Origin of the sequence: Thermogemmatispora carboxidivorans, assembly GCF_000702505.1 — a bacterium.
GTDB lineage: Bacteria > Chloroflexota > Ktedonobacteria > Ktedonobacterales > Ktedonobacteraceae > Thermogemmatispora > Thermogemmatispora carboxidivorans.
In genome coordinates this window covers 445,008-461,093 of sequence record NZ_JNIM01000001.1, presented here as the reverse complement: position 1 = coordinate 461,093, position 16,086 = coordinate 445,008, and the positions used below count along the sequence as shown (strand labels likewise).

At 59.3% G+C, this 16,086-nt stretch carries 9 protein-coding genes; 6 read left to right on the top strand and 3 right to left on the bottom strand.

Going from position 1 to position 16,086, the window contains the following annotated elements:
• Window positions 1-4: 4 nt before the first annotated feature.
• Together dnaK and hrcA are read right to left on the bottom strand one after the other, a co-directional pair.
• Window positions 5-1,912, bottom strand: a complete 1,908-nt coding sequence (gene dnaK / locus N688_RS01820) for a molecular chaperone DnaK (RefSeq protein WP_052887692.1) — start codon at window positions 1,910-1,912, stop codon at window positions 5-7.
• A gap of 370 nt (window positions 1,913-2,282) precedes the next feature.
• A complete protein-coding gene (hrcA, locus tag N688_RS01815) occupies window positions 2,283-3,374 on the bottom strand; it encodes a heat-inducible transcriptional repressor HrcA (protein ID WP_052887691.1) in 1,092 nt (363 codons plus the stop codon).
• 336 nt (window positions 3,375-3,710) lie between these two features.
• On the opposite strand from hrcA, the gene N688_RS01810 reads away from it, so the two are divergent.
• Complete coding sequence (locus tag N688_RS01810) at window positions 3,711-4,262, top strand: hypothetical protein (protein ID WP_052887690.1); 552 nt, start codon at window positions 3,711-3,713, stop codon at window positions 4,260-4,262.
• Between the two features lie 289 nt (window positions 4,263-4,551).
• Here the strand turns inward: N688_RS01810 and N688_RS01805 are convergent, their stop codons facing one another.
• The gene (locus tag N688_RS01805) at window positions 4,552-7,587 is read right to left on the bottom strand and encodes a transglycosylase domain-containing protein (protein ID WP_052887689.1); all 3,036 of its coding nucleotides are present in this window, start codon (window positions 7,585-7,587) and stop codon (window positions 4,552-4,554) included.
• Window positions 7,588-8,027: 440 nt separating this feature from the next.
• Here N688_RS01805 and N688_RS01800 point away from each other — a divergent pair, with 440 nt between their 5' ends.
• From N688_RS01800 to N688_RS01780, 5 genes are all read left to right on the top strand, one after another.
• Entirely contained in the window at window positions 8,028-9,617 is a 1,590-nt protein-coding gene (locus N688_RS01800) for a peptidase MA family metallohydrolase (protein ID WP_052887688.1), read from the top strand.
• Window positions 9,618-9,858: 241 nt separating this feature from the next.
• Entirely contained in the window at window positions 9,859-11,055 is a 1,197-nt protein-coding gene (gene dprA, locus N688_RS01795) for a DNA-processing protein DprA (protein ID WP_202901816.1), read from the top strand.
• 40 nt (window positions 11,056-11,095) lie between these two features.
• Entirely contained in the window at window positions 11,096-13,684 is a 2,589-nt protein-coding gene (gene alr / locus N688_RS22135; protein WP_081838405.1) for an alanine racemase, read from the top strand.
• A gap of 261 nt (window positions 13,685-13,945) precedes the next feature.
• Entirely contained in the window at window positions 13,946-14,827 is an 882-nt protein-coding gene (locus N688_RS01785; protein WP_052887687.1) for a hypothetical protein, read from the top strand.
• 321 nt (window positions 14,828-15,148) lie between these two features.
• Window positions 15,149-15,931 (top strand): DUF6585 family protein, encoded by a 783-nt coding sequence (locus tag N688_RS01780; protein ID WP_052887686.1) that lies wholly within the window; start codon window positions 15,149-15,151, stop codon window positions 15,929-15,931.
• The last annotated feature ends 155 nt before the right edge of the window (window positions 15,932-16,086 follow it).

Sequence of the window (16,086 nt, the reverse complement as noted above, 5' to 3'; positions counted from 1 at the left end):
AGAACTACATTTCCTTGTACTCGCCCTCGATCGTATCGTCCTGCGCCGTTCCCTGCGACTGGCCATCCTCGCCGCTCGCAGCGCTAGAGGAAGAGCCATCGGCGCTCTCCGCCTGACGATAGAGGGCTTCGCTGACACGATAGAAGCTCTGCTCCAGCGCCTCGCGTGCAGCCTTGATGCGCGAGATATCGTCACCAGCCAAAGCAGCACGCACCTCAGCGATCTGCGTTTCCAGTTCGTTACGCTGCTCCGAAGAGAGCTTCTCGCCCAGGTCGGCCAGGCTTTTCTCGGCGCGATAGGCGGCGCTATCGGCCTGGTTACGCTCCTCGACCTCCTCCTTGCGCCGGCGATCCTCCGCCGCGTGCTCCTCGGCCTCGCGAATCATACGCTCGATCTGCTCCTGAGAGAGGCCACTGGAGGGCATAATGGTAATCTTCTGCTGGCGCCCGGTGCCTTTATCGCGAGCCGAGACGTTGACAATACCGTTGGCATCGATATCGAAAGTCACCTCGATCTGTGGCACGCCACGAGGAGCAGGCGGAATCCCATCGAGGATGAAGCTCCCCAGCGAGCGGTTATCCTTGGCAAACTCACGCTCGCCCTGCAGCACATTGATTTCGACACTCGGCTGATTGTCGCTGGCGGTAGAGAAGATCTGGCTCTTGCGCGTTGGGATCGTCGTATTGCGCTCGATCAAGCGGGTAAAGATGCCGCCCATAGTCTCGATACCCAGCGAGAGCGGTGTCACATCGAGCAGCAAGACGTCCTTAATATCGCCGGTCAGAACGGCGGCCTGGATGGCGGCCCCCACAGCCACCACCTCATCGGGATTGACTCCACGATGCGGTTCGCGATCGAAGATCCGGCGCACCAGGGCCTGAACTGCAGGCATACGCGTCTGGCCACCGACCAGGACCACTTCCTGGATATCGCTGGGGCGCACGCCGGCATCGGCCAGGGCCTGCATTACCGGCCCGCGCGAGCGCTCAATCAGGTCCTCCACCAGCTGCTCCAGCTTGGCGCGCGTCAAGGTCACCATCAGATGCTTGGGGCCACTGGCATCGGCAGTAATGAAGGGCAGATTAATCTCCGTCTGCAGCGAGCTGGACAGCTCCTTCTTGGCGCGCTCGGCAGCCTCCTTCAAGCGCTGCAGGGCCATACGGTCCTGGCGCAGATCGATGCCATGCTCCTTCTGGAATTCCTCGGCCATCCAGTTGATGATGCGCTGATCGAAGTCATCGCCTCCCAGATGGGTATCACCATTGGTGCTTTTGACCTCGAAGACGCCTTCGCCAAGCTCCAGCAGCGAGATATCGAACGTGCCTCCGCCCAGGTCGTAGACAGCAATACGCTCATCCTTCTTCTTATCCAGACCGTAAGCCAGCGAGGCCGCCGTCGGCTCATTGATGATGCGCAGAACCTCCAGACCGGCGATCCGCCCCGCATCGCGCGTCGCCTGGCGCTGAGCATCGTTGAAGTAGGCTGGCACTGTGATGACCGCTTGCGTCACGCGCTCGCCCAAGTAGGCTTCGGCGTCGCTCTTGAGCTTCTGAAGGATCATGGCCGAGATCTCGGGGGGGCTGTACTGACGCCCCTGGATCTCGACCCAGGCATCGCCGTTGCTGGCACGGACCACTTTATAGGGAACGAGGCTGCGATCTCGCACGACCTCGGGATCATCGTATTTGCGCCCCATGAAGCGCTTGATGGAATAAATGGTGTTCTCGGGATTCGTAATGGCCTGCCGCTTCGCCATCTCGCCGACAAGCCGCTCGCCGTTCTTCGTCACCGCAAAGACGGACGGTGTCGTGCGCGAGCCCTCGGCGTTGGGAATCACTACCGGCTCGCCGCCTTCCATAACAGCAACGCAAGAGTTCGTCGTCCCAAGATCAATGCCAATAACTCGTGGCACAGTTGCCTCCTACAATCTCGCAAGATTTTCTGCGCTGGCCGGGGGAGAGAACAGCAGGATGATCGCAAGGAGCCGCCTGTCCGTTCTAGCTCTTTCACTCGGTCTGCTTGCCTACCACTGACAGCCTGACTGCTGAACCCAGCGCCGACCCGCACCCGTCAGAGCTGGGAGAGCGCCAGCGTGCGCACGGTGGAAGGGAACCCGTGAAGATGACCGCTGGCCACCCTCTTCCCTCACCTCCTCAGCCCTCCAACCACCCCACCATCACCCCATCTCCACCGCTGCAAGGCCTCATCTCGCTTCTCTGTTCGTCACCTACCCAGCCCGGTGAGGTCGATCCATGCCGCCATACCGCAGCTCAGCCGTCCGCTCAGAGACCATAACCCTCCTCCAGCAGATCGTTCATCACCTCTACCATATAGCGGACAACCGCCACGGCCCGCCCGTATTGCATAGGAGTGGGACCGATCACTCCCAAGAGGCCACTGAGCTTATCCTCGCGGCCATAGCGAGCAACGACCAGGCTGACATCCTTCATCTCATCCCATTCATCTTCTCCACCGATGATCACCTGTACCCCATCGGACTCGCGCACGTGTGAGGCCAGGGCTGGCAAAAAGCTCTTTTCTTCCAGCACCTTGATCACTTTGTTGACACGCTCACGCCGCTCCTCTTCCAGCGCACGATGGCTACGCTCACGCCGCTCCTCTTCGCCGGCCCGGCTTCGCCCATCAGGCGGCTCTAGAATGTTGAGGACACCTTCACGATAGAAGAGATCACTGACGAGACGGCTATGCTGCTCAAGTAAGTGGGCGATCGCCGTGCCAATCAGCTGCTCCACCGGCGAGAAACCCCGCCTCTCTAAGGTCGCCATGACTTCGGCGGCATTCTTTCCCTGGAAGAGCTTATTCAGGCGCGTCGAGATGGCGCTTAGATCCTCTTGCTTGTAAGGCGTCTCCAGCAACAGGCGCCGCTGCCTCACTGTGCCATCGCTCATCACCAAAACCAGGTGGGCCGAGTAATCAGAGACCGAGAGGATCTCAAAATGCTTGAGTCGCCCTACACTGGCCCGCGGCGGGGTCATCACTGCAGCGCTGTGCAACATCCGCGCCATGACCGAGGCGGTCAGGCGCACCCACTGATCAAGCTGATCCTGCACCTGATAGAACTGGTGCCGGATCAGCCGCTGCTCTTCTAGAGAGAGCGCCGACTCTTCCATAAGATGCTCGACGAAATAGCGATAGCCCTGATTGGTCGGCACTCGCCCCGCAGAGGTATGCGGCTGATAGATCAGCTTTGCCTCCTCTAAGCCCGCCAGCTCGTGCCGCACCGTGGCCGAGCTATATCTGAGGCCATACTTGCGGACGAGCGTCTCGGAAGCCACTGGCATCCCTGTGTGAATGTATTCCTCGACCAGCGCTCGCAGGATCTCTTGTTTGCGTGGACTCAGCGGGATCGACATCGGCTCACAGGCCCCTATCTCTGGCTCTACCCAGCCCCGGCCCTCCGCTCTCCGCCGGGTTGCTCAGGCATCAATGAGGCCAAATTAAGTGCTAGCAGTCTCTTTGTGAGACTGCAAGTACAGCATAGCACTCGGCAGAAAGGATTGTCAAGGGGAGGTGACCGCCGATCTGACCCCTCTCTCACTCGTTACCTCACTTACTGGAAGATAGCTACGAGCCTCTCGCAACCGATATTGACAAATTAGCATGTATATACTAAAGTATCAAAGAGATCACTTGAAAGGTGATCTCTTTGACTGAATCTCATATGAAGCAAGATTGGGGAGGTTCTCACAGTGCTATTTCTCCACCGTCGCTTGATTATCCCCCTCTCTTTCCTACTGGTCGTTCTGGCAATCCTTTTCCCCGCACTGCTTGCTTCGCCTGCTGCGCACGCTCAGGCTCGTGCCAGTAGCAATCAGAGCGTTCAGCCGCATTACTATCCACCACCCTGCCAGGGGGCGGAATGCTATGGAGATGATCCTTACACGACAACCTGTGGCAAAAGCAGCGCCAATAATAGTGTTACGCTCACAGCGGTCGATATCTGGACCGGCGGCCCCCAGGGAGGAGGGACCTGGATCGGCCAGCTCTATAATTATTATTCGACCGCCTGTGTAGCAAACTGGGCCGTCGTCTGGCTCAATGCCCCTTACGCCATCTCGATCCGCATCTCAACGGTCGGCAGCTCTGAGCACCAGTGCTATCCTGAGAACTGCACCAGCTACTATACGGGCAAGGCTTTCCCCGCCTGGACCAACATGGTTGATGGGAATTTCCTGACCACAGCCTGTGCGAGCCTGGCCATCTGGGGTTCTCTATCGCGCCAGGTCTGCGTCAACCAATAAAGGCTTCCAGCGCTCCTTAGCGGACCTCTGCCCGGTCTGGCTGAGCCTGACGCTGGGAAGGGCCGGACCGGACGAGAGCGAGGAGGAGAGCGAAAGCCGAGTAGCTGGACGGATCTGGCCAGCGCTCTGCACACGGCGGGTCCATCTCCTGCACCGCGCCTTATTGGTTGGCGCTCGTTGGCAAGAGGTGGACCCGCCCTTTTTTCTGTCTCTACCGAGGCCACTTCAGCGCGTTCCGTTCCTCACTCCTGCCACCAGCCCCTTCCCTCCAGCCGGATCAGACTCAGAGTCACGGTGTGGCTGTTGGCGTGGCCCCGTTATCGGTTGTTGGCGTTGCTGTTGGCGTGGCAGTATTATCGCTGCCATTGCCCTGATTCGTTCCGTTTGTATCACTGGTCCCCGTTGACGATGAACTGGACGCCACCAGACCAGTCTGCTGCGGCTCCTCTCCGTCAAGCATGACATCACAGTAACCGCTGCCCTGCAGACCATTCACCGAATTGACGCACACCTTTTTCACGCCCGATGGAGCCGTGAAGAAGTAGTCATGATAGGGCGACTTATAGGAGCCACAGGGGATATTGGCGCCATCCATGTTGCAGGCGCCCATAGTTCGCTCGATCACGCTATGCCAGATCGGGGCCGCTCCCGTAATACCGATCACATTGCCACGGAACGCCTCGTTATTGGCATTGCCGGCCCAGACCCCCACCACCACATCGGGCGTATAGCCAATGGTCCAGTTATCTTTGAAATTATCGGTCGTACCGGTCTTGGCCGCTACCTCGGGCACTTGACCATTGGGCAGATGCCAGTCCCACATCGATAGGGTATGGTCTCCCCCGAATTCCTTGGCGCGGGAGGCCTCATCCGAAAGCACGTTGGTCATCAGATAAGCGATCTGCGGACTGAGCACACGTGTGGCCGGGGGATGACTGGTATCATAGTGATACAGATGGTGGCCGTAGTTATCCCAGATGTCAAGGACTCCCTGGGGCGGAACGCGCATCCCCCCATCGGCGAAGACCTGATAGGCCCCCGTCATCTGCAAGAGCGGCACCTCGGCAGTGCCCAGGGCCAGGCTTGGGAAGAAACAATCCTCGTAGGTGAGTTTCGGGTTATTTTTACTCTGACGGCAGGCCGGCAGATCATAGTCGCGGATGGCGGTAATGCCCATGCGCTCGGCCATCGTGATCACGTTCTGGATACCAGTGAACTCTATCGCCTTGACAGCCGGTACGTTCAGCGAGTTCTGCAACGCCTCACGGATGGTCGAATTCCAATTATGGTAGGTATTGCCATAATCGGTCGGATGATAGGTATTGTTCTCCAGATCCAAGAGATCACTATTCAAAGTATAGGGGAAGTAGGTCTTGAGATCCGGCAGCACAATGCCTGGATACCAGCCCATCTGGAAAGCGGTCGCGTAGACAATGGGCTTGAAGGATGAACCTGGCTGGCGCGGCGAGAGAGCTGCGTTGACCTGGCCTTTGATCTCGGGCTTATTTGAGTTCCAGTCCGAGCTGCCATCCATCGCCAGGATCTCGCCAGTTTTGGCATCCATGACGACCACAGCGGCATCATTGACATTGTTGACAGTACTTAAGGGGCCACAGCCTGTATAGCTGGAAAAGTAGCGGCACTCAACCTGGTTGAGATGGCGATCGATCGCCTTCTCGATAAAGGTCTCCAGATTGACATCAACCGTGGTTCGAATGTTGAAGCCACCAGTCAGAAAAGCCACCTTCCCGGCCTGCATATCCCCATGACCAAGAGCGTCCTCAATCTGGGTGATGACCCAGAAGACGAAGTGAGGCGCCCGAATAGTGTTGACGTAGGGATGGAACTTGAACTGGGCCGAGATGGCCTCAACCTTGGCAGCGACCTCGGGAGTGACCTGCCCTACGCCGTCCACCACCATGCCGAGCTTGATCATCTGGTTGAGTACGTATTTCTGACGATTCAGGGCCCGCTCCGTGTTGCCCGGTATGACTTTCTCGAGGGAGGGATCGTAGTAGTCCGGGTTCTGGGGGAGGCCGGCCAGGAAGGTGGCGCGCGCCAGACCCAACAGCGGATCGTGTTTGCCCGTTTTCACGTTCACATCGAGATACCTGATACCAGGAATACAGTTGAAGTGGACATCGCAATGCGGCTTGAGGTCAAAATAGTCTTCGACTGCCGCCTCGATGCCCAGCTCCTGGGCCCCAAAGGGGGCTACATTAAAGTACATCTCCAGGATTTTCCACTTGGGATACTGCTGGGTCAGGGCAATAGCCAGAGCCGCCTCGGTAACTTTGCGCGAATAGGAATATTGATCGTCGTGCGTCAGATTCTTGATAAGCTGCTGCGTCAAGCCACTGCCACCGCCGTTATGCTCGATGAAAGCACGCAGGATACCCTGGGGATCAAAACCCGCATTCGACCAGAAGGTCGGGTCCTCGGCGGCAACCATTGCCTGCTGCATGACCATCGGGATATCCTTATACGCCACTGGAGTACGCCGTCCGGCGTACTGGCTCTCCGTGTCATAGGCCTGATACAGCAGGTTCATGTTGCGATCGTAGATGCGCGAGGTCTGGCTGACATGCTGACTCGCCAGCTGTTGTACGCGCGGATACTGTTCTTGATAGTAAGCGTAGGCCGATGCTCCACCTGTGGAGAGAAAGATCAAGATGAGCACGGCCAAGACCGAGGCCACGATGGTCACTACTCGCCGCGGGCCAAACTGCTGGCTCTTGAGCCGCTGACGGCGCCTCCGTCTGAGCATGGAGATGCGCAAGGTACGCGAGCGACGCCAGGGCTGGCCTTTCTGGGAGACACCAGGCTGTACAGGGGAAGCTGGCGGCCTCTCCCCCAGGCCAGTACCTGGGCCTGTCGGCAGAGCTGGAGAACGCAGCAGCTGGGAGGAAGTTAAGGGACGCGCTGCCTGGGACGGGGAGCCAAGGCCCATGTTACCGGCTACGGCTGCGAATTTGCCAGACCAGCGACGAACGACGTGGGAGACGTTGGAGACCCAGTTATTGTAACGCCCCGAAAGCAGGCCGGTGCGCCGCGGTTGACCCTCCTGATCGCTCGGACCCGCCTGCAGCGGCAAGGGCGTCGGCGCTCGCCCTACTCCCTGCGGTACAGTTGGATAGCCCGCCTGCCGCGCTGGGGCCCCGTTCAGCCCCGACCCTGATGGCTGCGATGGCAGGCCCGGCGCTCCCCCAGCAGACTGCTCACCGTAGCGGCGTAAGAGACTCCCCGACACTCGCTCTTGCTGATGACCATTATAGCTTGAACCTTCAGGATGCTTGAACGGCTGCTTCCACTGACTGTTGCTCATCGGTTCACAATCCCCTCAGTAAGACTCCTTGTATACCACCGCCCGGCTGTCAATACGCCAGAACGCCGGTCCAGGGAGAGAGGCCCACCCCCTCCACAGGCTCCAACCAGCATGGCAAGCCTGCAGCTCTGCTCTCCTTCCTCTTCTCTTGAATGCCAGACATGATACCTGCTTGCTTTGCTCGACAATCTATCGGACGTAGACACAATAGCACACGGTAAGATAATTGCCTACGGCTATCCCCCTTTCAGGCCATGCCTTTCCACTCCCTCACCTCCATGCCCATTACTCTCTTGCCCAGGTCCTCCTCACCCCCTCCCAGGCTCTGATGCACGCTCCTAGTTGTACCAACTCATAGCTTCACATCTCCAGATAAATCATGTACAATACATGGGACAATAGAAGCCTGGGCCGTTCTCTTGCAAAGGAGCAATATCCACATGCTCGTGCGCTATGCTCGCTTGCCGTTGCTTGTCAGAGTTCTTTCTTCTCTTGCTGTTGCCTGGCTGCTTACCGCAGGAGCACTGGCCTCCCCTGCTCTGGCTAAGCAGGCCGCCGACCCAATGTCGGTAATGGCCCAAACCCAAAACGTCCATTTCCCTGATTATATCGATTTCCAGATCAGCGCCTCCGATATCCTGGCTCCTATCGTCTCCGCCTATATCCATGTCTCTATCCCTTTGCTCGACGTCGACAATACGAATCGGGTCGCTGTTAACGCGGCAAAAACCGTTACCCTTCATTGGCGCATGAATACGAGCGGCGACAATTATGTAATGCCAGGAGCAACAATCACCTACTATTGGGAGCTAAGCGATTCTCTAGATAATTCCCATTTAACTAAATACACCAGTTTTATTGTCACTGATACACGCTTCTCGTGGAAAAGCGCTACACAGGGATACATGCATCTTCACTGGTACAATGAGACTTCGGGATTCGGCCAGTCCTTGCTCACACGCGCTACTACCGATGAGCAACATCTGGTAGAGGTGACCGGCCTGAATTATCACCAGACCTTCGATCTCTGGGTCTACAGCAGCGAGAACGCTTTCCGCAGTGCTCTCCCTCCCGATACATTGGAATGGGTAGGCGGTGAGGCCTTCCCGCCCCTCAATGAGGCGTTCTTTATGGTGAGCAGCCTCACCGATGAAACGCTGGCGCGCGATATGCCTCATGAGATGACCCATTTGCTGCTGCATCAGACGGTCTCTGCCCATACAGATGTTCCTCTCTGGTTCGATGAGGGCCTGGCCGTCTATTGCCAGCTCTATCACGAGCCGGAAATGACCGATCGCCTCAATGAGGCCTTGCGCAATCATTCGCTGCTCCCGTTGTCTCAGCTCATGCAACGCTTCCCAAGCGACAGCGATGCCGCCTATCTAGCCTATGCTGAGAGCTGGAATCTGGTCGACTATATGTATCGCACCTTTGGCAAGACGGCGCTGCAGCATCTGTTCCAGCTGCTCGGCAGTGGCCAGCAGACCTTCGATGAGGCGCTTCAGGCCGCAATTGGCGAGGATCAGGCTCATCTGGAGAATCAATGGCATCTGGCGCTCCATCAGCCACCAACGCTCTCCTCTGCAGAGATGCAGACGCCGGTCGCGCAGCCAGCCACTACAGCTCAATCTCAATTGCCGGTGCCTGCCACAAGTGATAGTCGAGATATCACTCTGGCGGGGCTGGGAGCCTTGCTGATGCTCACCTCCCTGCTGGGGACAGCGCTGCTTCTGGTCTCGATCCGCAATCAGCGTCTTCAGGCACTGGCAGCCGTGCAAGAGGCAGAGCAGATTCTGGCGATCAGTCGCAGAGATTGGCAGGGTCCCCCTCCCTTTAGGGTTCCCCCACCAGCTAGTCCCCAAGGTGGTTGGCCTGGACCCTCAGTACCCGGGAGCGCTGGGGGGTTTTCGTACTTCGATAGTGATCAGCCTTTCGGCTCGCCTGGCAAGGAGGAAGGGCCGCAACCCCCACCATTCCAGGAGCCAGGATCAGAGGGTCACGGACCGTGGTTCCCCGGCTCGGAACGCTGAGGCAGCAGGGCGGCAGGCTCGCAGGCTCTCTCTCGCTCCATCCTGTTGCCCTGTTTGCCGCTGGATGCTGCGCGCCTGCTGCGACTTGCTTGCGAGCAGCAGCGCAGGCCACGGCCACCTCTGGCGCAATAGCTGCCCTACCTCTGGCAAGGGAGCCAGCTGGCCCACAATGAGAGAGGCTAGCAGGGGGAAGGGCCTCCCCACAGAAAGATGAGCTGTGTGTGATGTGGAAAGGACGTGTATGATGAGTGATCTAACGGATGACATGACTGCTCGCCCAGTTCCGGCATCGGCCCAAGCGGGCACCCCCACCTCCTCTGACGATTTCACCTGCGATCCTCTTTCTGACGAAGAACGCTCGTACTGGGTAGCTTTTAGTCGCATCCGCGGCATCGGACCAGCCAGCTTCAAGAAGCTTCTGACTTTCTTCCACGGTGAGCTGGCTGCTGCCTGGAAAGCTGGACGCGCCGAGCTGCTCTACGCCGGTCTTCACACCCGTCTTGTAGAAAGCTTGCTCCGACAGCGCACGCTGATCGCTCCCGAGGAGGAGCTTGCTCGTTTGCAGCGTCTGGATATTGAGGCGCTGACACTCAGGGATCAGCTCTATCCGCCAGCCTTGCGGCGCCTGAGCGATGCGCCTCCCGTGCTCTACCTGCGGGGCCAGCTTAGCCCCAATGATCGCTGTGCTCTGGCTATCGTGGGCACTCGTCGTATGAGCGCCTATGGCAAGCTGGTAACAGAGCATCTGGCGACGGACCTGGCCCGCCACGGGGTGACGATTGTCAGTGGTCTGGCGGTCGGCGTCGATACAGCAGCTCACCTGGCGGCTCTGACGGCTGGAGGACGCACGATCGCGGTCCTGGCCTGCGGCCTGGATGTCCTCTATCCAGGGTCGAATGTCAATCTGGCGCGCCGCATCGTCAGCTCTGGCCAGGGGGCTTTGCTCAGCGAGTATCCTCCCGGAGTCTACCCTGATAGTGGCAACTTTCCCGCCCGCAATCGCATTATCGCCGGCCTGGCGCTGGGCGTTGTGGTGACCGAGGCTCCTCAGAAGAGCGGCGCGTTGATCACGGCCCGTCACGCGCTGGAGGCTGGCCGCGATGTCTTTGCTGTCCCCGGCAATATGTTTTCCCGCGGGAGTGAGGGGGTCAATCGCTTAATTCAGGATGGCGCCCATTTGATTACCGGTGTCCAGGATATCCTGGATACGCTCAACCTGTTTACGGTTTCACAGTGCCTGGAGCTGCAAGAGACGCTGCCGGAAGACCCGCTCGAACGCCAATTGTTGGCCTTGCTGAACCATGAGCCTCGCCACATCGATGAGCTGATTCGCTCGTCAGGATTGTCCGCGTCAAGCGTGGCCGCGACGTTGCTGACCCTGGAACTAAAGGGTATGATAAAACAAGTGGGCGCGATGTACTACGTGCTGGCCCGCTAATTTATGGCGCTGCGTGAGCCTGAGAGGAGAGGTCGGCTGTATGATCTTGCTGGATCACCTTCTGGAGGCGACTGGAGGGAGGTTAGCTTTTTCTGGACGTCAACAGCAGTTTCCAGCTTTCAACCACGATACACGTCAGTTGCTGCCCGGCGAGCTGTTCGTGGCTGTCCGCGGCGAGCGCGGTGACGGACACGATTACTGGCAAGATGCTCTGCGCCGCGGAGCCGGGGGCTTGCTGATCGAGGGCCGCTACTTCAGCACGCTCTCCGAGGAGCAGTGCGCCGTTATGCAGGAGAGCGGCACGGCAGTGGTGGTGGTCGCAGATACACGTCAGGCGCTGCAAGCCTATGCGCGGGCGATCCTGGCCCGCTGGCAGCCTACGGTGATCGCGGTCACAGGGAGCACCGGGAAAACGACGACGAAGGAAGCTATTGCCCATGTGCTTGAGCGCCATTTTGCCACCTTCAGGAGCTGGCAGAATTATAACGATTTGCTGGGCCTGCCCCTCTCGCTGGGCCGCCTGGAGGAGCACCATGAGTATGCAGTCGTCGAGTTGGGCTGCGACCACCCCGGTGAGATCGGCGATCTCTGCCGCATCGCTCAGCCTCGCATTGGAGTGCTGACCAACATTAGCCCAACCCAGTTGCAGTATTTCGGGAGCCTGGAGCGCCTGGCCGCGGAGCTGACCAGCCTGGCTACTTATCTGCCCGCCGAGGGCACGCTGGTGGTCAACGGGGACGATGCGCTGATTCGCCGCCTGCTGCGACAGGGCGAGGATCACCAGCTCCAGGCTTTTACCGCTGCGGCTCTGGAGCAGGTGCTCGTCTCCTGGCAAGGGACAGAAGCCCGCTGGCCAGGCAGTGGGCCGGTACTTAGAACGCGCTTGCTCGGCACGCATTTCGTGACAACTATGCTGGCGGCCTGGACCGTGGGCCGCTTGTGCGGGTTGCCCGCTGAGCAGATCATCGCGGCCCTGGCGGAATTTGCTCCTTTGCCAGGTCGCCTGAATCCTCTGCCCGGCCTGCGGCGAACCTGGCTGCTGGATGATACGCACAATGCAGCACCGGCTTCAATGCTGGCAGGATTGGAGACGCTGGCACGCTTGCCGGCCAGACGACGCATCGCTGTGCTGGGCGATATGCTGAATCTGGGAAGCTTCGAAGAGGAGGGCCACACTCTCGTCGGTCAGACGGCTGCAGCCCAGGTCGACTATCTGGTGACCCGCGGCGAACGAGCGGCGCTGATCGCTGAGGCGGCGCGCGATGCCGGCCTACCCGCTGAGCGCATCGTCCAGACCTCGACCCATGAGGATGCAGCACAGGCCGTGCTCGCTCTCTTGGAAGAGGCCGGGCAGCCAGCAGAAGGAGAGCCTCGCGATGTGGTGCTCGTCAAAGGCTCCGAGGAGGCCCGCATGGAGCGCGTGACGGAGCGCTTGCTGGCAGATCCTGCCCAGGCCCCCGAGCGGTTGGTCCGCCAGACGCCAGGTTGGAAACAGATTGTGCGCATGCGCCCGGAGCGGCCAACCTGGCTGGAGATCGATCTGAGCGCCATCGCTCATAATACGCGGCGCATCAAGGAACTGGTAGGACCCGGCGTGCAGGTGCTGGCCAGTCTGAAGGCCGACGCCTACGGACATGGGGCCTTGAAGGTTGCTCGCACAGTGCTGCTGAATGGAGCCAGCAGACTGGGCGTGGCCACGGTTAGCGAGGCCACTCCCTTGCGCGAGGCGGGTATTACGGCCCCGATCCTGGTCTTTGGCTATGTGCCTCACTGGCAGATGCGCGAGGCAATCCGCCTGGGCCTGACGATTACGCTCTATTCGAGCGAAGCCGCACAGGCACTCTCACGCGCTGCCCAGGCCCTGCAGCGTACGGTGAAGGTTCACCTGAAGGTGGATACAGGCATGGGACGCCTGGGCATCCGCGCTGAGGAGATCAAGGCAATTGTGGAGCTGGCACGTGAGATCACCCGCTTGCCAGGTCTGGAGCTGGAGGGGGTCTTTACTCACTTCGCAATGGCCGATACGCGCGATCAGTCCTATACCCGCAAGCAGCTGGCCCGCTTTCAGCAGGTGCTGCAGGCCCTGGAGGCCGAGGGACTGCGCCCACCGCTGGCCCATGCAGCCAATAGCGCCGCAACGCTGACAGTGCCAGAGGCACATTTCGATATGGTGCGGCCCGGGATCGCCCTCTATGGTCTCGATCCCTCGCCGGAGGTCCGGCTGCCTCCGGGATTTCGGCCAGCACTCTCTTTTAAGACACAGGTGGCTCAGGTGAAGCTCGTCCCAGAGGGCGAGTGTATCGGCTATGGCTGTACCTATGTGACCACACGCCCGACGCGCATTGCGGTCCTGCCGGTCGGCTACGCCGATGGCTTCCGACGCGCTCCCCGTACCTGGGGTTCGGTTCTGCTTCATGGCCGGGAAGCCCCTATCGTGGGCCGGATCTGTATGGATCAGTGTATGATCGATGTGACGGATATCCCCGGGGTGCGCGTGGGCGATGAGGTGGTGCTGATCGGGCGCCAGGGCGAGGCAACACTGACAGCGGAGCAGGTGGCCGAACGCCTGGGGACAATCAATTATGAGGTGGTGTCGGAGATTCTGGCGCGCGTGCCACGGATCGATTGAGCGCCACTTCTCCACGGTAGGGCTTGCCCACGACAAGGCTGCAAGCTAAGGCGAAAGAGGACAGTCCGGTAGCCTCCAGTGAAGATCTCGATCTTGCTTCGTTCTATAGATAGATTAGATGACATATATTGATACAAGAACGGGCGAGATCTGACCATGAGGATGCGCTGTGCTCCAGGCTGGATCTTACGACTGACGGTTCGCGGCCTGCTTCGGCGAGCGTGGCAACGACCACAGCAGGTGGCCAGGATTGCGTTACTTATGGGTGCCCTGCTGCTCAGCGCCTGTGAAGGAAGACAGCAGCCTGTCAGCCCATCGGCTGACCCGGGCTTACGGCCTCTGACCCCCACTGTTGGGGCCATGACCTTTCAGCCGGCAGCGCTGCCGACCCCCTCGCCGCTCTCCAGCACAGCGACCGTCACCGCGGCGGCGACGGCTCCCGCTGTACAGGGCCTGATCAGCGCTGTAGGAGCTGCTCTTCCTTCTGATCAGCAGTGCGCGGCCAGCATCCACTACAGCTCGTGGGAGCCGCGTCCAGACAACACCGCAGCCAATCACCGTGTGCCTACAGCTCAGCAGCTTGCAGCGATCGATCAGTTCTATCCTACCTATACACAGAACTCCCAGGCCAATCGCTACAGCACGCGCATTAGCGGCAACTTTACTGGGACCACCGATGAGATTATCCAGTGGGTGGCCTGCAAGTGGGGGGTCAACGCCGATCTGGTGCGCGCTCAGGCGGCAGTCGAGTCGTGGTGGCACCAGAGCACGGCGGCAGGCAAGACCACCGAGAGCCGCTATTGTCCGCCGGGCACCTGGAACGGTTCATCTTGCCCTTCCTTTTATGGTCTGCTGCAAATCACCTATCGCTATTTCAGCCATGAGTGGCCGATGATGCGCGATGATACGGCCTTTAATGCCGACTACGTCTACGGAATGATGCGCATGTGCTATGAGGGCCTGGCGACTCAATTGCAGGCCGCGACGCCCAGCGCGGGCTACCCACGCTATCACGCCGGCGATATCTGGGGCTGCCTGGGCTCCTGGTTCAGTGGCCAGTGGTACGATAGCGGCGCCATTCATTATATTCAGGAGGTGCAGAAGACGCTACAAGAGAAGCCGTGGCTCGGTCGATGGTTCTAATCGCTTTACAGCAGGGGGCGAAAAGCCTGGTAGCGTTGTCGCAGGCACTCAGACGAGAACCCCGATTTCTTTCTGGCCAACACTTGTCGGAGGGCCTCTTGTCTACCACGAGCAGCAATGTACGAGTCAGCTGTGCCGCATTAGCCATCTGTCAGTGAGATCCTTGCGACAGCAAGAGCGAACAACAGCAAATACCCTTGCCTTTCGCTTAGCCCTCATGGTAATGTCTCAGTGAACAGGCTTTGCAACGTGCAGATTCTTGGCAGAGGCGGGAAGGCCGCCGCAGCTGAGAGTCCTCTCGTGAACGAAGGTGGGGCCTCTATGCAGCAAGAATTCTCACCCTGGCAGCCAGTTCCTTCTTCTATCCTGAGACAGGCAGAGGCCAGGGGGCTTGGCGACTGGCTCTTTAGCTATAGACTCCCCCAGAAGACCTGGGGCTGCCTCTTTCTCCTCCTTGCTTTGCTTTTCATGGAGCTGATCTTCGTCGGCAGTCCGCTTGCCATTGGCGCTCTGATCGCACTGGGGGTAACCCTTGGCCTGCTAGTCCTCTGGGCTTGCTGGACATTCGATACTTCCCGCAGCCGCCTCGATCTCTTCAGCAACGGCTTTATATACACCAGCCCTCTCAGCCAGCAGATCTTTCCCTGGAAGGAGATCAAGACACTCTGGCGAGGCACCTACGAGAACAGCAGCGATACTCACTCCGAAAGAGTAAAGGACCTCGATACGATCAAGATCAGGAACAAGCAAGGCAACATCTTCGAGATTTCCACCTCTCATAAACTGAATGAACATGAACGGGCGCGCATCTGCGATACCATCGAGAGCTATTTTGTCGCCACCCACCTCCCTGCCCTTCTGGAAGGCTATCAACGGGGCGAAACCTTGAATTTTGATCCGCTCTTCGTCAGCCGAGACGGCCTATGGAACAAAGGGGATTTCTTACCCTGGAGCCAGGTCGAAGCGCTGGAGATTGGGCCAGAGCGCATCGTCATTCGGCGCGAGGGACGGACCTCGGACTGGTATCGCACCTGGATTCCGCTCCAACCTAATGCCTGCCTCCTCAAAGCCCTGGTCGAGATTGTGCGCCTGGCTGCTCGCTAGCACTCCCCAGAAGGCCAGGGGAGCAGCTCCCCCCCTGGCGCCGGATTCATCAAGTCTGGCCAACGATGGCGCTCACCCCTCACAGCCGATAGCACCCATCAGCATCGAAGAGCGCCAGATTGCCAGCATCGCCGATACCCATCCACCGCGCACAC